The following is a 22,493-nucleotide window of genomic DNA, read 5'->3' as shown; positions in this document are numbered from 1 at the left end:
ATGTTAAAAATAAAATTTGCATCATAAGGTTTTAAATGGAATATTATCTTTTCCTAATAGACAAAAATAATGATTTCAAGGTATATAAACAAGCCAGGATCGTTCATGATTTCAAACATGAGTGTACCTGGCTTCACTTTTAAAAGCTTGTTGAAATGATTGTGTTGGTGTAAGATTTAAAATATTCAGATAATGTTTTGTGATCTTTAACTAAATTGGAGGTTATAAACTTGACTTTGCACTTAAATCATATATTTACAGCTCATATACAGGTAGAAAATCCGATTGAAATTGGGGATGGCGGAAAAGGACATAGGAGGGTGATTCCGATTACTGGCGGCAGTTTCGAAGGAGATCTGCTCAAAGGAAAGGTCCTTCGTGGGGCAGATTATCAAATTTTACGGCAGGATGGTGTAACAGAAGCTCTTGCTCATTATACGATTCAAACTGATGACGGAGTTCCAATCTATGTAGTCAACAAAGGTTACAGACATGGCCCAAAAGAGATTATCGATAAGCTTATACGGGGAGAAGAGGTGCCCGATGATTCTTATTATTTTAAAACGAGTCCAGTATTTGAAACAGGAAGTAAAAAGTACGATTTTCTTAATAAAATGATTTTTATTGGAGAAGGGATTCGAAAACCATCAGAGGTCCAGATTCGATTTTATCAAGTAGAGTAATAGGAAATAGTTAGGGGGAAATAAAAGATGTTAAAAGAAAGGAGGAGCAAAAGTGTCAGTTTCTAAGCAGGATGCATTAATGGAGCGAATCGAAACACATTTACGTAAGACGGCACGACAACTGATCAAAGTGAATACAGAGGAAGAGGCGTTACAATACTTAACCGATTCCTTTCGACTGGAATTATATTGTGACTTTGTTGGAGTGATTATAAAAGAAGATAACCTCTTTATCCCAAAGGCATGGAGCGGTCATATTCCTTCTGTCACAAATGCGTTTCCGCTTCTTGTAGAAGAATGCTCCGCTAAACTTATGCGATATAGTCTAACGGATGAATCTCAACACGTTGGATGCAGGTTTGCAGACATGTTAAAACAAAACGAGGTCAAAACATGGTTTAGTGTTCCATTAAAAGATGATCATCATCATTATGGTTTTTGTGTACTTGGTTTTCTAAACTATGTTCCTCTTTTAGATATGGAAAAAACATTTGAAGACTTTGGACAGGATATTGCCTTAGCCATATCTATTACAAGACAAAAAGAAGCGCAGTTAAGAAAAGTAGAAGGCATTGAATGGATCAGTCAAAATTTTTCACTTGGTACGCCGATTGAGCAACATATTCATGAATTAACAACTAGAGCAGGAACAGGAACAGATGCAGATTTAGCATGTATTTATTTATACAATGCTTCTCTCGATTGTCTTGAATTACAAAAACCATTTTTTGGGGAAATCGAGCCCGATGCAACAATCCTGATGAATCACTACATTTTGAAAGATCACTTCCCGTTTTTAGAGACCATTGGCGGCCGGCAATTGACCGTACCCATCGTTATGGGAGTAAAGCCAATGGGAGTATTACATATCGAGAAGATAAAAGGGGATGTTTTTCAAGATGAGGATCTAAAAATACTGGAGCTGCTATCAAAATACTTTTCAAGCATTCTTGAAAATGCAGGGCTTTTTAATAATGAAAAAAGTCATAAAAAAAAGCTTCAATCCCTTATCAAGTATCAACAAGCGCTTGTGAAGGAAACGGTAGATGATCATAATTTTGATGGAATAACAACAATGCTTTATCAACTGTTTGAAAATACTGTTATCCTATTTGATCGTTTTTTACGTCCTATTTCCTATGTTTTTAGGGAAGCGGACCAGGACCCAAATCTTATGTCAGTAATCATAAAGGGTGCACAAAAGGCCATAGCAAGTGACAAAAACGATGAAACGCTTATTGTTGAAACGAATAGCGATACAGAAGTCCGTTATTCATTATGGCCTGTGGCTGGCGGTAATAGTTTACTTGGTTATTTAGCGATCCAACTATCAAATGAAAAAATGGATGAATACGATCAGCTGGCAGTCGAACTGGCTCGTAATATTTGTTCAATCCAATTTATCAAACAAAAGCTGGTTTTAGATGGAAGGGAACAAGCGAAGGACAGCTTTATCGGAAAATTATTGGCTGAGAAAATAGAGGATACAGGCCATATTATCCAATATGCTAATCTCTTCCAGTGGGATTTATTTCGCAGTCATCGTGTTTCTACGATATCAATTAAGCTGCATCAAAAAGTGATTGAAACATCCAATTTATTAGAACAACAGGCTAAAAAAACGTCTATTTGGGAATTTATCAAATCCATTCTTTTAGATATCAATGACAAAATCATCACAGCTTCCCATGATGATCATTTTATTCTCATTGTTCCTGCAGAAGCAGAGGGTGAACAGCCGCGAGTATTTTGGAAAACTCTATATGGTAAGTTGAAGAAAAGTTCAGAGGTTCAAGTAAGCAAATGCCAAATTCTATTAGGAATTGGGGAAAGAACAACAGTCATTCAGGATTATCATGTAAGTTATCAGCAATCGATTCAAGCATTAAATGTAGTAAAAAGTCGTTTTTCGGATGATGGATTTTCTATGTTTGAAGATCTGGGGTCGTATACTATTTTTTCACAATTTAAAGAAACGAAGGCGATTCATCTCTTTCTCAAAAAATATATGGAGCCTTTGTTAAAGTACAGTGAAGATAAGAATATTGATTTATGCCATACCCTTTATGTGTTTTTACAAAATAATGGGAATGTCAAAATTACAGCGGAAGATCTTTTCATCCATCGAAGTTCACTTTTATATCGGCTTGAGAAGATTGAATCGTTAATAGGGGAAGATTTAAATAATGCCGAAGTTCGTCTCAATTTGATGATGGCCTTTAAACTTTTTGATTTGTACGGAGATGAAATGCCGCCTGCCAAATAAGCCAATTAAAATACTAAATAGATTTGAATGAAAAGCTATTGAGTCTTGTAAGATGAACCATTTACACAGAACTTGATAGTTTTTTTGTGTCTTAAAATGGCTATAAGGTTTTACCTTTTTCTTTGTTTGGGGAAGCCAATGGTTTTACTGTACTTTTTGTCAGAAAAAAGGAGTGTTAATCCTACATAGTGCGGGTATTAAATGGAATTTTATCAGATTATAATGAATTTATAGAAAAATTAAACAAATAGTAAATGAAGGAGCGTTCATATGAAAATTCAAACAATCGGAGTCGTTGGAGCGGGATCAATGGGTTCTGGAATAGCTAATTTAGCTGCCTTAAATGGATTTCAAGTTATTTTGCGTGATATTGAGGAGCGGTATTTAGATAACGCCTTACAACGAATGGACCAATTTATGAGTAAAAGTGTGCAAAGAGGAAAATTGACAGAAGAACAAAAACAAGAGGCCTTAGGGCGAATTAGTATTACGACAAATCTTGAGGAGTTCTCTGCAGCAGATGTTGTGATTGAAGCAGTTATTGAAGATTTGGATCTTAAAAAAGAAGTGTTCCGAGAGCTTGACCGCATTGCTCGGGAAGATGTGATTCTCGCTACGAATACATCCTCGATGTCCATCACTGAAATTGCTTCGGTAACGAATCGTCCGGAACGAGTGGCAGGCATGCACTTTTTTAATCCAGCCCAATTAATGAGGTTAGTTGAGGTTGTCAGAGGATATCAAACAAGTGATGAAACAGTGGAAGAATTAAAAGAATTGTCTAGAAAACTATCAAAAACGCCAGTGGAAGTAAAGAAGGATTCACCTGGGTTTATTGTCAATCGAATTATGGTTCCACAGTTCATTGAAGCGATCAAGCTTCTGGAAGAAGGAGTAGCATCTGCAGAGGATATCGATCAAGCTGTAACACTGGGATTGAACTATCCAATGGGACCATTCACATTACAGGACTTTGCTGGTGTGGATATTGGCTACCATGTGATGGAATATTTCAAGAATGAATTTAACAACGATCAATATGCACCGCCGCTGCTATTAAAACAATTAGTTCGATCAGGGCGGCTTGGAAAGAAAACAGGTGCAGGATTCTACGATTACGAAGAAAAATAATAAAAATTGGAGGAATGGATTATGAGTTATGAATTTTTACTATGTGAAATTGAAAATAAGGTTGCGGTGGTGACGATTAACCGCCCTCCTGTGAATCCCTTAAACACACAAGTATTTCAAGAGCTTTCACAAATATTTGATGAATTAGATGCAAATGAGGAAGTTCGTGCGATTGTCCTGACAGGAAGCGGACAAAAAGCGTTTGTTGCAGGTGCTGATATTAATGAGATGGCTGGTCTTGATGTCGTTGGGGTCAATAAAATGAACAGTGTTTCAAGAAATGTTTTTATCAAAATTGAAAACTCTAATAAGCCGGTCATTGCTGCAATTAACGGCTTAGCCCTTGGCGGCGGATTAGAACTTGCCCTTGCTTGTGATTTGCGGATTTGTTCTGAGAGAGCAAAATTTGCTTTCCCAGAGATAGGACTTGGAATCATTCCAGGTGGCGGGGGTACACAACGTTTACAAAAGATTGTTGGCCAAGGCCTTGCGAAAGAATTGATCTATTTTGGAGATATGTTCAGTGCCGAGCGTGCCAAAGAACTACATATTGTTAATAAGGTTGTCCCGGTAGAAGAGGTTGTTCCAAATGCTAAAGCATGGGCTGAAAAGTTAGCAGATAAACCGCCTGTTGCCCTACAGATGGCCAAGGTTGCCATTAACAATGGAAGTGATACAGATCTTGATACAGGTCTAATTTTAGAAAGCGCGTGTTTTGCGACAGCCTTTGCAACGGACGATCGTAAAGAAGGACTGCAGGCATTTGTTGAAAAAAGAGAACCGGTTTATGTTGGACGATAATCAAGAAATGGAGTGAGGAAAATGAAAGAAATCGTTATATTAGAAGGAGCAAGAACGCCATTTACTGAAATTTCCGGATCCTTTCGTGAAATCGATGCAATTGATTTAGGGGCGATTGCGGCAAAAGAAGCGATCCAAAGATCAAAGATAACTGCAGAGGAAATTGATCATGTTGTATTCGGGAATGTACAGCAGTCCAGCAAAAATGCCCATATTTTGGCTAGACATGTTGGTTTAAAAGCAGGAACACCGATTCCGGTTCCCGCTTTAACCATCAATCGGTTGTGTGGATCAGGAATTGAATCGATACTTACTTCTGCACGCTATATTTTAGCAGGTGAAGCCAATGTGGTTCTTGCAGGAGGAACCGAGAATATGAGCCAGGTTCCACATGTTATTCGCGACATGAGATGGGGGAGCCCATTAGGCGGTACGGTAATCGAAGATTGGGTATGGGATGGTCTGTACGACACATATGGAAAATGTTCGATGGGAGATACAGCTGAAAACCTGGCAGCAAAATACGAACTGACAAGGGAAGAAGTGGATCATCATGCTCTTTCCAGTCATAACCGAGCGATTGCAGCAAGAGAGAAAGGCTACCTTCAAGAAGAAATCATTCCTGTCCCGGTGAAAGGAAGAAAAGGAGATAAAGTCATTGCGGAAGACGAGCATATTCGTCAAACGAGTATGGAACAGCTAGGAAAATTAAAGGCAAGATTTGTTGAAAATGGTGTGGTGACACCTGGTAATGCTAGCGGGATGGTCGATGGAGCAGCTGCTGTTGTATTGGCGTCAGGTGATTACGCAGAGCAAAACGGTTTAAAACCGATCGCTCGTTTAGTTTCCTGGGATGTTGTTGGGGTCGAGCCAAAGTACATGGGAATTGGTCCAGTTCCAGCGATTCAAGGAGCCCTTCGTAAAGCCGGCTTATCCATCTCTGATTTGGACTTAATCGAAATTAATGAGGCTTTTTCAGCCCAATATCTAGCGTGTCAAAAGGAATTAGGGTTTGACCCTGAAATTGGAAATGTCAATGGTGGAGCGATTGCGCTAGGTCACCCGCTTGCAGCAAGTGGTACTAGGATTTCAACGACTCTCATCTATGAATTGAGAAGACGTAAGAAGAAATACGGAGCTTCAGCTGTTTGTATCGGCGGCGGTCAGGGAATCGCAGCCATTTGGGAAGCTTTGTAAAAGAAGAGGGGGCTGTTCCATAAGGTGTAAGGCATCCACAATTCATCTTTATTCAGGACAGCTTTATGTTAAATTGTGGTGCCTGACATCATTGGCCCCTTAGAAATAACGATTCGATCCACAGAAGTTTAGCGTCCTTGTTATCTATAACTTAGATTCTTGAACGATGGAGAGGAGAAATATATGGATAAAAATAAGAATCTTATGTCTGTGTACGAGCTATTAAAGGAGGCTTCCTTAAAGTATGGAGACCAAGAAGTGATCTATGATTTAAAGCAACGATTTTCATATAAACAACTGAAAAACGATGTAGATTACTTGGCTGGCGGACTAAAAAGGAAAGGGATCGTTAAAGGAGACAGGGTAGCTGTTTCATTACCAAATTGGTATGAAAATGTGGTTGTGCTTTTTGCCATTGCGAAAATCGGTGCCATTGTTGTTCCCTTTAGTCCGAAATATAAATCTTTCGAAGTAGAACGAATTTTGAAAAACGCAGAGCCGAAGCTTTTGATTGCAACGGAAGAATTTGAACATCATGTTACGTTTAAAAAGGCATTAACGTTAGTGCCAGAGGCCATTACTGTTAGGTGTGTTTTAGAAGGACTTGAATCGTATGAAGATCTTATGAACACAGGAATGAGTGCAGAAGAAGTAACCATTGATGTCAACGAAGATCTTTTTTGCCTTTTATATACCTCAGGGACAACCGGCGTACCGAAAGGAGTGATGGTTCCGCATCGAGCACTTGTCGGGAATTCTGCTTATACGATAGGCAGTGAGCTTTATTGTAATGAGGAAGATGTGTTCCTTATTGCTGCGCCATTATTCCACATTTTTGGGATGGCTGTAAACCTATTTTGTGCGGTGGCTGCCGGTGCAAGAATCGTATTAATTGAAAAGTATCATCCGCAGTTAATGCTAGAAATGGTCCAACAGGAAAAGGTGACGATTCATTCAGGAGTTCCAACGATGTTCATTAAAGAATTAGAAGTGGATCATTTCGATTCATACGATTTATCTTCACTACGAGCAGGGATTGTTGGAGCCTCGCCCATTCCAGCAAATAAAGTGAAAGAAATTAGAGATCGCTTCGGCATGAATCTATGCCAATCCTTTGGAATCACGGAAACTTGCTCTGTCACCATCACACCATATGATGATGATGAAAAATATATAACCGAAACACTTGGTAAAGCCCTTCCTGGAGTAGAAATGAAAATCGTAGACGAAAATCGATTACAGCTTCCCCCTGGGGAAACGGGGGAAATTGCAATTAAAGGATTTGGCAATATGAAGGGGTATTATAAAATGCCCGAACAAACGAAAGCGATTACAGATGATGAGGGATGGTACTATTCAGGGGACCTCGGAACTATGGATGAAAATGGATATTTACGCTTCATTGGTAGACAGAAAGAAATGATTATTCGCGGCGGATTAAATATCTATCCGCAAGAAATTGAAGCGGTCTTGACGAAACACCGAAAAGTAATGGATGTGGCGATCATCGGTCTGCCTGATGAAATTTTTGGTGAAATCGTTTGTGCGGTTATTCAACTGAAAGAAGGAAAAGAAAGCTCTGAAGAAGAAATTATTACTTATCTGAAGGAAAGAATCGCTACACATAAATTACCGAGTAAAGTGGTATTTACACAGGAGTTCCCCGTAACTGCCAGCGGGAAAATCCAAAAGATGAAACTGAAAGAGCGAGTTACGTCAGAAATAACAATTGGTTGAGAAAGGAAGATAAATATGGCTTTTCAATATGAATTTAAATTTAAAGTACAATGGGGAGATACGGATGCGGCTGGGATTGTATTTTTCCCGAACTTTTATAAATGGATGAATGAATCGACACATGAGATTTTTGCTGCCATCGGCTTTCCCGTTTCCAAACTTATAGCTGAGGATAAAATTGGGCTTCCATTATTAGAGACTCATTGTAATTTTAAGAGCCCGCTTTATTATGAAGACAAAGTCGTTTTACATAGCACAGTTGAAGAAGTAGGAAACAAGGTTATAAGAGTGAACCATCAATTTTATAAAGATGGACAATTGGTTGCAGAAGGCTATGATGTTCGTGCTTGGACATCGTTTAAAGGAAAACCAAAAGCGGAGGTGATTCCGGAAGAAGTTCGTAACAAACTTATGTCTTCGGAACTAATTGTGGAGGGATAGCGATGTTAAAAGAAATAGTAAATCAACAGCATTTTTTATCAGCGGCAATTTCTCCAAATGATGTCTTTACACCGGAGGATTTTACGGAAGAACAGCTCATGATCTCAGATATGACAAGTAAATTTGTTTCGAATGAGGTCTTACCTCGTTTAGAAGAGATTGAAAATAAAGAGTTTTCACACACTGTTGACTTAATAAAGCAGGCAGGGGAGCTTGGCTTAATCAGTGCCGATATTCCTGAAACGGATGGCGGACTTGAGCTTGGAAAGGTAGCGGCCACTATTATTGCTGAGAGAATGGCACTGGGCCGGTCCTTTTCCATTACATTTGGCGGTCAAACGGGAATTGGAGCGTTACCGATTGCTTATTTTGGAACAGAACAACAGAAGCAGAAATACCTGCCGGATATCTTAACTGGTGAGAAAATTGCCGCCTATGCCTTAACAGAGCCATCTGCTGGAACCGATGCCCTCAGTGCGAAGACAACAGCTGTTTTATCGGAATGTGGTTCGTATTATCTGGTTAACGGGGAAAAACAATGGATTTCGAATGCCGGTTTTGCTGACCTTTTTATTGTATATGCCAAAGTGAATGGAACACAGTTTACGGCATTTATTGTTGAAAAAGATTATGAAGGTGTTTCGACAAGTTCCGAAGAAAAGAAAATGGGGTTAGATGGATCTTCCACGAGGTCGGTTATATTAGATAATGTCAAAGTTCCTGTGGAGAACGTGATTGGAGAAATCGGGAAAGGGCATGTGATTGCATTTAATGTCCTGAACATCGGCCGCCATAAAATTGCTGCCACCTCTTTAGGAACGGGGAAACGGGTGATTGAGCTTTCAGTTAAATATGCAAATGAGCGAAAGCAATTTGGGCAGTCTTTATCTAATTTTAATTTAATCAAAAATAAGATTGCCGATATGGTGATTAAAACATATGTAAATGAAAGTGCTGTTTATCGAACAGCGGGTAGGATGCAGGATGGTTTTGCTGAAATGAAGCAGAATGGTGATGACATTGGAAAGACGATTGCCCGCTATGCAGTGGAATGCTCCATTAATAAGGTGATGTCAACTGAAATCCTAGATTTTGTCGTAGATGAAGGGGTTCAAATTCATGGCGGTTATGGCTATATGTCAGAATATGAAATTGAAACACTCTATCGTGATGCCAGAATTAGCCGGATTTTTGAAGGAACCAATGAGATTAATCGAATCGTCATCGCTTCGTCATTATTGAAAAAAGATTGGCAGCCAATGGAAAATGAGAATGTTGAGGGTGGTATTCTTCAGCATGAAAAGCAAATTCTTCTCCTGTTAAAGAATCTTTTTCATTCACTTATTTTAACGCTTAAAAAGCAAGGCTTAGACAATTTAGAGGAAGAACAAGAAACGGCAGCCTTTATGGCCGACATAGCCATCCATATTTATGCCATGGAAAGTGCGATTTCAAGAACAGAGAAAGCCATTCAAGCAAAGGGAGAAGAAAAAAGTCAACAAAAGATTGACTGTACGAAGATATATGTACATGAGTCTTCTCAGCAGCTGGGGCTTAGAGCTCTTAATCTATTAAATCATTTGGTAGAAGATAAAGGATTTTCACAGATTTCCAAACGGCTTATTATGAGCAGCCCAGTAGATATCATTGAATTGAAACGAAAGATTGCTTTAGAAACCGTAAAGGCTGAGAAATATATCATTTGATACAAGGGGACGGTTCTCCTGCTTCCATGGAAGCAGGAGAACCGTCCCCTTGCTTTTTTAAATAAATAAACACAGCTATCATCTTTTACAAAGAAAGGAATTCTTACAGGTATCCTTATCACACTCTCCAACGCCTTAACATAAAAAGTAAAGACTTAATTTAACAAGGGGTTGATCTTGATGCCGTATAAAAAGTGGTCAGAGCATCCTTACCCTGGACAATCAACTCCACCAAAAGGCAATCCTTTGCCTGAATTTTGGAAGATGTTTTTTATTTATCGGTCAGGAAACAATCAGTTTTTCGATCGCTTTCAAAGAAGGGTCATTTGGAGCCTTCAGGATCCTAACCAGATTAATTGGGAGTCCGAGCTGGAAATGGTCCAACAAACAGCAGCCACCTTAACTCCCTGGCAAAAAGAAATAGCTGAGTATTGGGGAAACGGGATCCTTATTGAAAAAATCACTCCGATTCTTTTCCGTTTAGCTGCCAAACACAATATGGGAACAACAAAGCTTTCTTTGGTGTTAGGCCATTTTTATGCAGCCGTCAATGATGCCTTTGTGATGTCCATGTATTTTAAATATCATTGGGATACTGCTCGTCCTATCCAATATACCAACGACGAATCCTTTTCTGTCGTTTACACACCCCGTTCTCCATCATATCCTTCAGGTCATGCAGCGATGGCAGGCTGCTCCGAAGCAGTCCTAAGTCATTTCTTTCCAGGAGAATTAGCTAACATAAAAAGAACCATGGAAGAATGTGCTCAATCACGATTATACGCCGGAGTCCATTTTAAAGCAGACATAGAAGCCGGTCTGCAGTTAGGAAGACAAATTGGAAAAAATGCAGTAGACTACTTGAAGACATGAAACAACTGAAGTAACAGTGCAAAAATTTAAACGAAGGGTGACAGGTACTACAAAAAGACAAAATGCAAGAAACGAACAATTGTGTGCCTGTCACTTTATATCTTTTTCCGACAGAAGCCTCCCACTTCAATTTTGTGCAGGGCGTAGCCCAAAAATAAGTGGGAGATGAATGTCGGTTGGCGATAGCCAAAACACTTGTTTGCATGGTATAAAATTCCTGTGAGTTGTTCTTTGAAAACTGGATATATAGGGTTAGTGCGAGAAAGGCTTCGCACTGTAAAATATCCAAGCACCATTCGCCTCCACGCACACCGAAGTTGCGAAAACCAAGCTAAAGTAGGGTGCGTGGCGAGTTCAACGTACAAGTTTGCAACACTTGTAGGAGGCTCACGCCACTTGTACTGCTAACCGTCGGTGCGACGGGGCTAGCCTGCTAAATAACTGAGGGATGCCCCTGCTCGCAGGAATCTCCATCTTCAAATTTTCGTTAGAAAATTAAGGTGGAGTAGTTCAAGACTATGGTGTAACGGTAACCAGCAAAGGGGAAGGCTCTCCTTCGCCGCCGGCGGTTCTTAATGCTAAGTCAACCTGATCTAACCTATAATTATGGGAATTCAGTTTGCTGAGCGGGAATCTTCCGCTGGAAATCAGTTCTGTTGCCATTTGAACTGATTCATAGCTATGCCCTCTAACACCTTTAAGAGTCAGCTGTTTTTTTATCACTGTATCAATATCTAATTCTGGTATGGTTTGATATTTATATGCTCCGAGAAGAACCGTACCGCCTTTTTTGGCGATAGAAATAGAATCCGTTACAGGTGTTGTTCCCCCTGATGTTACATCTAAGACGAGGTCAGCCATCTTACCTTCCGTTATTTGTTCCATCCTGGAATACAAATCGTCTGTACTTGTATTGATGATGTAATCCATACCTAATTCACGTGCTAATGTTAAGCGGCGCAGGCTGGAGCTGCGTCCAATCATAATGACCGTTGCTCCGGCAGCTTTAGCTGCCAGCCCGCAGGCTAATCCCTGCTGTCCAGGCCCGTATATGGCGACTACCTGGCCGGTTCTTACTTTTCCTTCTATGCTCATCCATTCAAACCCATTGGCCAATGGCAATGTGAGCGCTGCTTCCACAGCAGGCACATGGTCCGCTATCTTATGAAGAACGGAATTGGGATGGAGATACATATATTGGCTGAATCCTCCCCATAAAGAAGGTTGCAATGTGATAGGTACAGTTCCATAACGAATTCCACCTGATCGAGGATCAGTAAATGTACAGGAACGATAGGAGCCGGTCCGGCAAGCTTTACACTGGCCACACGGAATGTATTCCTCCATCGCGACTCGATCACCTTCTTTTAATCCCCATTTATTAGCGGCGAGATCCCCGATTTTTTCAATATAGCCTACAACGTGGTGTCCTAATATTTTTGGCTCCTGAAAGTGGCGGTAATATGAGACATCGGTTCCGCAGATTCCCGTAATTTCAACGCGGAGAATGCCTTCTTCTGGTGAAATATCAGGAAGCTCAAATTCATGTAGAGCAGTTTCCTTTTCAGCAACAGCGACTGCTGCCAGAATCTTTTTCCCCATAAATCTGCCTCCTTTTTATAATGTGTATTTTTCTAAAGTAGATTTAGCAAACAAATCTTCTACTTTTAATTGGTTCTTGATTATCCCTTGTTCATAGGAATAAGTGACAGCAGCTTCTAGGGTTTTGCGGTTTTTCTCTAATCCATATGGCCAGAAATCCTCTCCCATTAATTCTCTCGTATTTTCCCATTCAGATGCAAACCAAGGAAGGGTCACTTTTAAAGCAGCTGTTTGCTTGAAACCTTCATATACCTTTTGTTTTGCCTCCTCAAAAGCCTTATATAAGTTTTGGGCTACCCAAGGGTGTTTTTCTAAAATTTCATCCTTGATAGCGACAACATGCATAATAGGAAAAATTCCAGTACGCCTGAAATATTCCTTTTCAACAACCGGGAAATCAGGGAACAGCCGTTGGACATTTGGAGAGCCTTCAAGAAAACAAGACGGTGCACGCGGTGCAATAAAGGCATCGATTTCACCAGATTCAAGCATTTCATTTAATGTTTGGTTATCGTCGATTTGCCTGATGTTTATATTCCAAGGAAGATCTAGTTTGATCTTTTCTACGCGGCCTGCTGTTTCCTGTCCGCCAATATACCAATTCATGTCGGATGGATGAACACCAAAATCATGCTGGAGAATACCTCGAATCCATAGGCATGCAGTTAACTGATATTCTGGAATCCCCACCCTTTTTCCTTTTAGATCTTCTGGTTTTGTTATACCAGAATTCGTATTGATATAAATGCCTGAATGGCGGAAGAATCGGGACATAAAAACGGGAATCGCAGTAAAATTTGGAAACCCGCGATCCTTAGCAACTAAATAAGAAGATAGGGATAATTCGGCTACATCAAATTCCTGGTGGCGCATCATTCTCCAAAATGTTTCCTCAACGGGCATATTTAGCCAATTTAAATCTATTCCATCTACTTGAACGGAACCATTAGTTAAAGCTTGGATCCGATCGTAATCCCAGCAGGCAAAGCTTAGTGTTAGTTTAGACATAAAGCCACTTCCTCTCAATCATTTAATAAAAGTTATATATTCATAATGTCTTATCGATGCTGATGTTGGAAACAGCCTGTTCTTTCATACGGCACACTAGGCAGTAAAAATATTGAAAAAATAATGATTATTTGTTAAATTTGGAATAATAGAATAATAGAATAATAGAATAATAATACTTTAAAAACAGAGAGTGAGGAGCGAAAATTGTTGTCTTCCGTACATAATGCAATCAAAATTTTGCAGACTTTTTCGAAGACTGAGACGGAGTTAGGAATAAGTGATTTGAGTGTGCGGCTAGGGTTGGCAAAAAGTACCGTTTTCCGGCTTATGCAGACATTAAAGGAATCCAATTTAGTAGAAAAAAACCAAGAAACCCAAAAATATCAATTAGGCATTGCTGCTTTTGAACTTGGTTTCACAGTGTATCATTCGATGGAACTTCGCCGAATATCTGTTCCTATTCTTGAGAGGCTGTCCAATTCCATTAACCGTGTTGTGCGGCTTGGTGTATATGATAATGGAGGAGTAGTTTACCTTGTGAACCGTAGTCCCAATGGGGATAATGCAACCATTTCGAAAATCGGCGACCGAATTCCAACACATTGTACAGCCGTTGGGAAAATGCTGTTAGCCTACCAAAATAACAATGAAGTGGAACGAGTTATTGAACTCGGTTTACGTCTTTATACAAATAAAACGATTGTTTCCGGAAAGGAATTGAAAGAACAACTTAATGGGATTAGACAGAAAGGGTATGCTCTAACAATGGAAGAATGGCGGAATGGTGTTTCTTCAGTTGCTGTGCCTGTAAAAAATGATCTAGGGAAAGTAGTAGGTGCTGTCAGTATAACCGGTCCTAGATCGTCTTTTTCTTTAAATCAGATTGAGCAATACGTCCGGGAACTCAGACAATGCAGCCGATTGATTACAGAACAAATGGGTATGGACTATTTTGACTAAAAATTATAGAAAGAATTAAATATAAATCCTTGAGAAATGATTAGTAGAAACTAATCATTCTTTCTTTTTTAATAGAGAGTTATAGGTTTTCATTTATATATTTATAAGAGAATGAATATGGTCCGAAAAATACCATTTTATTGTATAAATTTACAAGATAACGATAGTAAAAACTTTTTTTAAATATATGTTCCACATACAAGAACATCGAGAAAACGAGCTCTTTGTTTTATGAGAATATGATAATTGTAAAATTTAGAAAATTTAGAATAGGACAGGATCATCATCTGAAGTATGAACATAATGTAAGCATTTCCTGATAATAAGGAAGGAGGAAGATTGCATAAGACGATTGATAGTTACTGATATGATATTCATTTTCTAATTCTAACATAAGAACAAGGGGGCTAAATAATGAAAAAAGCAGTAAATGGATTTTCAAAGAAACTATTCATTTTACCATTATTAATTCTAGCATTGATCCTTAGCGCCTGTGGAAACACAGAAAAAACGCAATCAAACACGAAAGTAGCGGAAGGTAATAGTAAAAGTAGCGAGACCAGCATTAGTATGGCATTTCCTTCTTATAATGCCAGCTACCTGCCAGCATTCGTTGCTGAAAAGCATAAGTTATTTGAAAAACACAATCTAAAGGTTTCTTTCACAAAAGTACAAGGCGGGGTTATTGCACTTAGAGGACTTCAAACGAATGAGTTTCAGATTATTTCCAGTCTGCCAGAATCAGTAATTAACGGCATCGCATCTGGTGCAAATATCAAAATGATTGGAACATTTGATGATCAGTCTATGTATAGTATTTACGCAACATCTGATATCAAGAAGCCTGAGGATTTAAAAGGTCAAGTTGTTGCAACAAACCGTACAGGAAACGGAACCGACATTCAGCTTCGCTGGTGGTTAAAGAACAATGGATTAGAGCCTGACAAGGATGTCCGTATTGTGGAAGCAGGGGAAAATTCAACACGTCTTCAGTCATTAATAACAGGTCAGTCAAAGTTGACCATTCTCAGCCAGCCAACTGACTTAAAAGCGGAAGCTGCAGGGATGCATCAGTTAGGACTTATGAGAGATGATCTGAAAACTTATAACCATAACATATTAATCGCTAACGGTGAGTTTTTAAAGAACAATCCGGAAGCAGCAAAAGGCTTTATGGCTGCGATCGCTGAAGCAACCGAGTATGCGAAGAAGCCAGAAAATAAAGACGAAATGATTCAAATCATTATGGAAAAATTAGAAATGAATCAGGAAGACGCTCAAAAATCCTTTGATTTTGTTCTACCTGCTTTAGCAGATAAAGGAAAAATCAATGTGGAAGGATTAGAATGGGCGATTGATACAACAAAAGAAGCCGGAATGTTAACTGGTGATGTAACAGTCGAGAAATTATATGATGATTCTTATATTGCAGAATAAGTTAGAACGTAATTATGTTAATTTATTTCTAAGAGGTGAAGTTGATGACGAAAACACTAGTAAAAACGAAAACACCTATTCTAAAATTTGATAATTTAAATGTTATTTATAATCAAGGTCAACCGAATGAGGTCCATGCATTAAAAAATGTATCCGGAGAAATACATGAAGGAGAATTCATTTCAATCATAGGACCAAGCGGATGCGGAAAAAGTACACTTCTTCATACGTTGGACGGGTTAATTAAACCTTCTTCTGGTAAGATTTCGATTAATGGTTCGGAAGTACACGGTCCTGATGAAAATAGAGCCATGGTATTTCAGGATTTTGCTTTAATGCCTTGGCAGACAGTCTATCAAAATGTAGCATTTGGTTTACGGATGGCGGGCAAGAAAGACCGGGACATTCGCGATAAAGTCATGCATTATATCAAAATGGTCGGACTTGAAGGGTTTGAACAAAAGTACCCTCATCAGCTCTCAGGTGGAATGAAACAAAGGGTTGGTATCGCTCGTGGCTTTGCTGTTGAGCCGAAAGTGTTACTGATGGATGAGCCATTTTCTGCTATAGATGAACAAACGCGGGAAATCATGCAGGAAGAAGTTTTGAAAATCATGCTGCATGAAAAGAAAACGGTGATTTTCATTACGCACTCCATTGATGAAGCAGTCTTTCTCTCCAGCAGAATCATTTTAATGTCCGTTCGGCCTGGACAAATAGTCGATGAAATGAAAATAGATATCTCTTATCCAAGAACTCTAGAAACTAAGACTTTGCCAAAATATCAGGAATATAAACAGGTGATATGGGATCATCTAAAAGGAGAAGTAAGAAGACAGTATAATAAGGGGGAAGCATAATGCAAGAATTAGAGATTTCAAAGAATATTCCAACAGCTGTGAAAAAGTCTTCATGGAAGATACCGAAAAGTGTTTTCTATCCATCCGTGACACTTCTAATTATCTTAATCATTTGGGAAATTTGCGGGCGTTTACAACTTATTGATCCATTTATGTTCAGCTGGCCAAGTAAAATTTTTACCGAAGCCATTGCCTTTTTTATCTCGGCAGAGGTGTTTACACATCTTGCTGTCAGCGGCATGGAAGTTGGAATTGGATTTGCAATGGCGCTGATCGGGATTCCGATCGGGTTAGCAATGGGTTATTGGAAAAACCTTGAATTAGCATTTGATCCCTTTGTAACTGCACTCTATACAACACCAATGATCGCTTTGACCCCATTATTTGTATTATGGTTCGGGTTAGATACCCTCTCGAAGGTGATGATGGTATTTGCCTTATCCATATTCCCAATTTTGATTAACACAATGTCAGGTGTGAAAATGACCGACCCTTCCTTAATTAAAGCTGCCCGCTCTTATGGGGCAAGTAGAGGGCAGATGTTTAAAGAGGTAATTTTGCCATCAGCTATTCCATTTATTATTACAGGGATCCGCTTAGCTATCGGAAGAGCGCTGATTGCTGTAGTTGTTGCCGAAATGCTAGCTGGTAATATTGGTATTGGTTATGCCATTAGACATGCATCAGAGCTGTTTCAAACAGCCCAATATTTAGCTTATGTTGCTGTTTTAATGGTACTGTCTGTATTACTGACAGAGTTGTTGAAGATATTCGAAAAGAAAATAGCGCCTTGGAGGAATTTATAAACAATTTAACTCAATAGTGTCAGGCACCACAATAAGACAAGATGCTATCATTTGTCCATATGTGGTGCCTGACACTTTATTTTTTTTGTTGTCCACAGTGAATAGTATAAAATATTTTATAAAAAGAATGAAAATTTATTTATTATGTTCCATATGCAAGAACCCTCCCTGTAATCAGTCTTTTGATCACCGTATAATTTCAATATAAATAGTCAATAAATTCAAAATAATTAAAAGGGAAGTGGGTTAATTATGTTAAAGAAAGAGGATAATGAAAAATTATGTTGGACTGGTAAAGGAACGCCGATGGGAGAAGTGTTCAGACGCTACTGGATCCCTGCGATTCTTTCAGAAGAAGTACCTGAACCAGATAGTCCGCAAATAAGATTGAGATTGTTGGGTGAAGACCTCGTTGCATTCCGTGATTCAGAAGGGAAGGTGGCGATTTTAGACGCCTATTGTCCACATCGCCGGGCCCATTTATTCTGGGGAAGAAATGAGGAATGCGGAATCCGCTGCACATATCATGGCTGGAAATTCAATCGGGACGGCGAGTGCGTTGATATGCCGAATGAGCCGGCAGAAAGTAATTTTAAGCATAAAGTGAAGCTCACCTCCTATCCAACCTGGGAGAAAAACGGAATTGTTTGGACCTACATGGGTCCAACGGAAGAACAGCCAAGGTATCCTGATTATGAATGGCTGAGAGCTCCGGAAACTCATTTCCAAGTTTCCAAAACTTATGAAAGCTGTAACTGGCTGCAGGCTCTTGAAGGCGGAATTGATACATCTCATTCATCGTTTGCACATAACAACAATATCCAGGATAAAAATTCTTTGCGTAACCGCTCAAAAAATCCAAAGCTTGAAGTAGATAAAACAGATTATGGGTTTCGTTATGCAGGAATCCGCGATTTAAAAGAGGACGGCAATTATGTTCGTGCTTACCAATTTATCATGCCGTCCCAGCAAATGCGCGGTCAGATGTTGAAATGGCATGATGGCAGTCAAGAGGAATATCCAACCATTCGAGGTCATTTCTGGGTCCCAATTGATGACGAAAATGTGTGGGTGTGGAATTTTAAATATACATCAGATCCTTCCATACCATTAGATCCTGAATTCTCTTTACAGCAGGAAATCTTATTTGGGAGAGGTCCTAATGATGTACTTCCTGGATACCGTTTAAAACGGAATCCATCCAATGATTATTTAATTGATCGAGAAGTGCAGCGGACGAAAACATTTACGGGAATAGCGGGAATTAATACTCAAGATTATGCTTTGCAGGAAACCATGGAAAAACCGTTTGCTGACCGTACAAAAGAACGTCTTGGCACAGCAGATTTAGCCATTATTGCAGCAAGACAGCTATTGTTAGAAGCGACTAGAGATGTAGAAAATGGTAAGTCTCCAAAAGGGAATCAGCCTGAAACATACAGAGATGTCCGGGCCTGTGATGCCTTCCTTCCAAAGGGATTTGATTGGAGAGAAGGTTTGAAGGATAATATGACAGCAAAATATCAGCTTGTTAAGACGAATTGATAGTGATCAGACATGTAAATTCATAGGAAAAAGAGCGATAGATAAAGAGTGAATTTTACTATCGCTCAATTTGATCGATGAGGGGTGAAGCTAATGCCATTAGTAAAGCAATTTGTAATACCAGATTATTTATATGGGAAATCGATCGCGATTCTAGGCTATAGCAGGGAAGGACGGGAATATGCCAAGTTACTAAGGGATCATGATATCTCGGTCGTTATCGGGCTAAGGCCTGTTGATGATTTATGGTCAGACGCAGACGGAGACGGGTTTCAGGTAAAAAACCTTTGGGATGCAGTAGAATCAGCAGATATTATTCAAGTTTGGTAGTACGAAATGATAGGGGAAATATTAGCTTTGATAGCTGCCTTTTCTTTTGGCTGTGCAAATGTCATGGTGAAAAAAGGGGTAGGCTCAAATTCCAAAAATAATGGTGCCTTTCTGTCGGTTCTGATCACTTTTTCCTTAGCCGGGATAATTATGCTGATAAAAGGACTGTTTCAAGATTGGTCCCAGTACACTGCAAATGGGATCGGATGGTTTATATTAGCTGGAGTCTTAACAGCTTATATCGGAAGAACCTTATTATTTACATCTATCCAGCATTTAGGTTCCGTTCGGGCTTCTACTTTAAAACGTTTGAATTCACTTTTTACTGTCCTGATTGGTGTATTATTTCTACACGAATCAATGAATTTTATGGTCTTCTTTGGGATGCTGCTGATTTTTGCCAGTTCATCGTTTTTAATGTATGAAACGATTATTTCTAATAGAAGATTAAAAAATGAGACTGCTGCTGCGAATGAATCAAAAATTGTAAAGTCTGAAACAGAAAATGTGAGTAAAAGAAATTGGTTCAAACGATTTAAATTAGTTGCTAGTTTAGGATATATGTATGGTGTCGTATCGGCCTTAGCGTATTCAGTTGGTTATGTGGTTAGAAAAGAAGGGCTGAAGGAAATACCGGATCCGTTTTTCGGAACGATGATAGGAGCACTAGTTGGGATCCTGATATTTATCATGATTTCCTTGTTTAAAAAAACATTCCAACATTCAATCGTGTCCACATTTACACAATCGCATCCATGGTTAATTGCTGCAGGAGTAGCCACTTCATTAGGGCAAATTCTCTATTTTTCAGCATTAACATACAGTAACGTATCGAGAGTAGCCATTATTACGTCAACGGACGTTATTTTTACCCTTATATTGTCAGCTTTTATCTTTAAAACCCATGAAGGAATAACAAAAACCGTTTATTTGGCTGCTGTTATCGCAATGGTTGGTGCGGGAATGATTGTTGTTGGATAGATGGAAAATGATCATGAAGGGAGGTCTGTTTTTTGAAGAATACTAATTGTGAAGAGTTAAAACAGCAGTTGGTAGATGGAATCCGAATGTTAGAAAATATTGAACACATCGACTTTAACGGCCATTTCAGTGTACGAATACCTGAAACCGAATATATTTTGATCAATTCGGCAGAAGCAAGCAGATGTTCCTTAACGGTTGAAAATATTATTGCGATAGATCTGTCGGGGAATATTGTCGATGGAAAAGGCCGGCCGCCAAATGAATATCCACTTCATACCCAAATATTTAAGCGCAGAAAGGATGTACAGGCAATCGCCCACACCCATCCGCGATGGTCCACGCTGTTTACAATAGCAAAAGTTCCATTGCGTCCTGTAATAATCCAAGGGGCAGTGCTGGGAACCATTCCGGTTTTCTCTAAATCTCATTCGATTAGTAATGTTGAAATTGCCGATGAACTTGCTGAAAAACTAGCTGATCATCAAATAGCATTATTAAAAGCTCATGGTGCAGTCATCACCGGCCAATCGATTATCGAAACCTTTGTCCGAAGTGTGTTTTTAGAAGAAAACGCTCAGCGTCAATATATGGCAAGTCAATTGGGCTATGCTCATTCTTTAGAGGAAGAAGAGATTGTAAGCATGGCAACATTCATCTGGCAGTCGAGAAATATTCAGAAGGTTTGGGATTACCACCGTAGTAAACTTAAATAAAGTATCAGGCACCACAAAAAGACAAATGGTCCCCATTTGTCTTTTTGTGGTACTGACACCCTTTAAAACTATTTAGACAGTAACAATATTTTTAAATTGGTATGATTTGTACCAAAACAAATAAAAAATTGAGAGATTTTATCTGTATACTTAATATTCAGATTATTCTAAACTAAGTATACGCTTACATGGTGATAAAAACAAAAACTTAAAACTGAACTAAATCTATCGAAAAAATTTATTCTTCATTATGAATAAAAGGGGGAGACGGAATGACCGAAAAACCTGCTTTCAAAAAAACAATCAGGGATACTGCTTGGGATTACAAAACGAAAAATGAATATGAAGATGTGACCGTGAGACAGCAGCCGTATGTACATATGCACTACCGTCATATTTTCGATGAACGAGATTATGATATTTATGATCCGCGATACACACGTCTGAAATCTTCCGATTGGGAAGCCTTCCGTGATCCGAAGAAATTCTGGTATACAACTTATGTAAATAATCGTAAGAAAATGGCGGAGGAAATTGAAAACGCATTCAGCCAGGCGAACGAACTCGGTATAATCGAAAACCTTTCACCGCAATGGGCAGATGCAGTAAGAGATCTTTATACACCGCTGCGCCACCTCGAATATGGCGAAAACGTGCAAATGCAATATGTAATTCGATATGCCTTAGGATCAGCGATCGAGCAGTGTGCAACCTACCAAGCCTACGACAAAACAGGAAGAGCGCAATGGATTTCACAATGGGCGATGAATATGCAGGAGCATCACGGTGATTTTCTATCCCATGGTAAAGAAGTGCTCTTGAATGAGCCGGCCTTCCAGCCGCTGCGCCGCTATGTGGAAGAAATCCTTGTTACGGACGACTGGGCAGAAGTACTGGTGGCAGAGAACTTAACGTTAGATCTTTTACTAGGAAATCTTATGTACCGTGAGTTTAATAAGGAAGCGATGAAACAGGGGGATACGCATTTAGCAGTTATGAACCTTGTCATTGCTAAACAATTAGATTGGCACCGTGATTGGGCATTCTCCCTGTTCAAGCTTTTAGCACTAGATGAAGCTGAAAGCCGTTGGGATTATTTGAAGGCCTTAGGCTATGAGGAATGGGAAGGCGATTACCGCTGGGGTAAAGTGCTAAGTGACCCGAGAGAGACTCCTGAAGAGACCTTATCAAATGTAGAAATAATTCAGGAATGGGTCGATAAATGGTACCCGAAAGCCTTTGAAGCAGTCCTTGCTTTAGCTCCTTTATTTGAAAAACATGGAATCGAAATCAACCTTCCGGCTACATTGAAGAAGATTGAAGAAGAAGCGATTATTCCAATCTATAAAAAATATAAACTGCCATTTAAACAATACGAAATAGCACTTAGCTAATAGAGAGGACGGGAAA

At 39.2% G+C, this 22,493-nt stretch carries 20 protein-coding genes; 18 read left to right on the top strand and 2 right to left on the bottom strand.

The features are described from left to right. The first annotated feature begins 230 nt into the window (after positions 1–230). The 9 genes from R4Z09_RS21350 to R4Z09_RS21310 all read left to right on the top strand — a co-directional run bounded on the left by R4Z09_RS21350 (position 231) and on the right by R4Z09_RS21310 (position 10,835). Positions 231–683, top strand: coding sequence for a DUF3237 domain-containing protein (locus R4Z09_RS21350; RefSeq protein WP_338448740.1), 453 nt, complete (start codon positions 231–233; stop codon positions 681–683). Between the two features lie 52 nt (positions 684–735). Continuing rightward, positions 736–2,949, top strand: a complete 2,214-nt coding sequence (locus tag R4Z09_RS21345; protein ID WP_338448739.1) for a helix-turn-helix domain-containing protein — start codon at positions 736–738, stop codon at positions 2,947–2,949. A 270-nt stretch (positions 2,950–3,219) separates the two neighbouring features. Then, complete coding sequence (locus R4Z09_RS21340; protein ID WP_338448738.1) at positions 3,220–4,080, top strand: 3-hydroxyacyl-CoA dehydrogenase family protein; 861 nt, start codon at positions 3,220–3,222, stop codon at positions 4,078–4,080. 21 nt (positions 4,081–4,101) lie between these two features. Next, positions 4,102–4,881, top strand: a complete 780-nt coding sequence (locus tag R4Z09_RS21335; protein WP_338448737.1) for an enoyl-CoA hydratase-related protein — start codon at positions 4,102–4,104, stop codon at positions 4,879–4,881. A gap of 21 nt (positions 4,882–4,902) precedes the next feature. After that, positions 4,903–6,078, top strand: a complete 1,176-nt coding sequence (locus R4Z09_RS21330; protein WP_338448736.1) for an acetyl-CoA C-acetyltransferase — start codon at positions 4,903–4,905, stop codon at positions 6,076–6,078. A gap of 183 nt (positions 6,079–6,261) precedes the next feature. Next, the gene (locus R4Z09_RS21325; protein WP_338448735.1) at positions 6,262–7,815 is read left to right on the top strand and encodes a class I adenylate-forming enzyme family protein; all 1,554 of its coding nucleotides are present in this window, start codon (positions 6,262–6,264) and stop codon (positions 7,813–7,815) included. Positions 7,816–7,830: 15 nt separating this feature from the next. After that, entirely contained in the window at positions 7,831–8,256 is a 426-nt protein-coding gene (locus R4Z09_RS21320; protein ID WP_338448734.1) for a thioesterase family protein, read from the top strand. Between the two features lie 2 nt (positions 8,257–8,258). Then, positions 8,259–9,962 (top strand): acyl-CoA dehydrogenase family protein, encoded by a 1,704-nt coding sequence (locus R4Z09_RS21315; RefSeq protein WP_338448733.1) that lies wholly within the window; start codon positions 8,259–8,261, stop codon positions 9,960–9,962. Between the two features lie 180 nt (positions 9,963–10,142). After that, positions 10,143–10,835: a phosphatase PAP2 family protein gene (locus tag R4Z09_RS21310; protein ID WP_338448732.1), complete on the top strand. Its 693-nt coding sequence runs from the start codon at positions 10,143–10,145 to the stop codon at positions 10,833–10,835. Between the two features lie 516 nt (positions 10,836–11,351). On the opposite strand, the gene R4Z09_RS21305 is transcribed toward R4Z09_RS21310, so the two are convergent. Both R4Z09_RS21305 and R4Z09_RS21300 read right to left on the bottom strand, forming a co-directional pair. Then, positions 11,352–12,437: a zinc-binding dehydrogenase gene (locus R4Z09_RS21305; protein ID WP_338448731.1), complete on the bottom strand. Its 1,086-nt coding sequence runs from the start codon at positions 12,435–12,437 to the stop codon at positions 11,352–11,354. Positions 12,438–12,452: 15 nt separating this feature from the next. Further along, complete coding sequence (locus R4Z09_RS21300) at positions 12,453–13,445, bottom strand: ABC transporter substrate-binding protein (protein WP_338448730.1); 993 nt, start codon at positions 13,443–13,445, stop codon at positions 12,453–12,455. A gap of 210 nt (positions 13,446–13,655) precedes the next feature. Here R4Z09_RS21300 and R4Z09_RS21295 point away from each other — a divergent pair, with 210 nt between their 5' ends. The 9 genes from R4Z09_RS21295 (at position 13,656) to R4Z09_RS21255 (ending at position 22,477) form a co-directional block, all read left to right on the top strand. Further along, positions 13,656–14,408: an IclR family transcriptional regulator gene (locus R4Z09_RS21295; protein WP_338448729.1), complete on the top strand. Its 753-nt coding sequence runs from the start codon at positions 13,656–13,658 to the stop codon at positions 14,406–14,408. 414 nt (positions 14,409–14,822) lie between these two features. Continuing rightward, complete coding sequence (locus R4Z09_RS21290; protein ID WP_338448728.1) at positions 14,823–15,845, top strand: ABC transporter substrate-binding protein; 1,023 nt, start codon at positions 14,823–14,825, stop codon at positions 15,843–15,845. A 44-nt stretch (positions 15,846–15,889) separates the two neighbouring features. Then, positions 15,890–16,705: an ABC transporter ATP-binding protein gene (locus R4Z09_RS21285; protein ID WP_338448727.1), complete on the top strand. Its 816-nt coding sequence runs from the start codon at positions 15,890–15,892 to the stop codon at positions 16,703–16,705. Beyond that, the gene (locus R4Z09_RS21280; protein WP_338448726.1) at positions 16,705–17,511 is read left to right on the top strand and encodes an ABC transporter permease; all 807 of its coding nucleotides are present in this window, start codon (positions 16,705–16,707) and stop codon (positions 17,509–17,511) included. Before R4Z09_RS21285 ends, R4Z09_RS21280 begins: the two co-directional genes overlap by 1 nt. 252 nt (positions 17,512–17,763) lie before the next feature. After that, the gene (locus R4Z09_RS21275) at positions 17,764–19,056 is read left to right on the top strand and encodes a Rieske 2Fe-2S domain-containing protein (protein WP_338448725.1); all 1,293 of its coding nucleotides are present in this window, start codon (positions 17,764–17,766) and stop codon (positions 19,054–19,056) included. 93 nt (positions 19,057–19,149) lie between these two features. Beyond that, positions 19,150–19,386, top strand: coding sequence for a hypothetical protein (locus tag R4Z09_RS21270; protein ID WP_338448724.1), 237 nt, complete (start codon positions 19,150–19,152; stop codon positions 19,384–19,386). A gap of 6 nt (positions 19,387–19,392) precedes the next feature. Continuing rightward, complete coding sequence (locus tag R4Z09_RS21265; RefSeq protein WP_338448723.1) at positions 19,393–20,367, top strand: DMT family transporter; 975 nt, start codon at positions 19,393–19,395, stop codon at positions 20,365–20,367. A 32-nt stretch (positions 20,368–20,399) separates the two neighbouring features. Further along, positions 20,400–21,083 (top strand): class II aldolase/adducin family protein, encoded by a 684-nt coding sequence (locus R4Z09_RS21260; RefSeq protein WP_338448722.1) that lies wholly within the window; start codon positions 20,400–20,402, stop codon positions 21,081–21,083. 272 nt (positions 21,084–21,355) lie between these two features. Next, positions 21,356–22,477 (top strand): toluene hydroxylase, encoded by a 1,122-nt coding sequence (locus tag R4Z09_RS21255; RefSeq protein WP_338448721.1) that lies wholly within the window; start codon positions 21,356–21,358, stop codon positions 22,475–22,477. The last annotated feature ends 16 nt before the right edge of the window (positions 22,478–22,493 follow it).

It is taken from the genome of Niallia oryzisoli (genome assembly GCF_036670025.1).
Classification (GTDB): Bacteria; Bacillota; Bacilli; order Bacillales; family Cytobacillaceae; genus Bacillus_BD; species Bacillus_BD oryzisoli.
The sequence above is the reverse complement of the archived record's forward strand: the minus strand, read 5'-3'. Positions and strand labels throughout refer to the sequence as shown.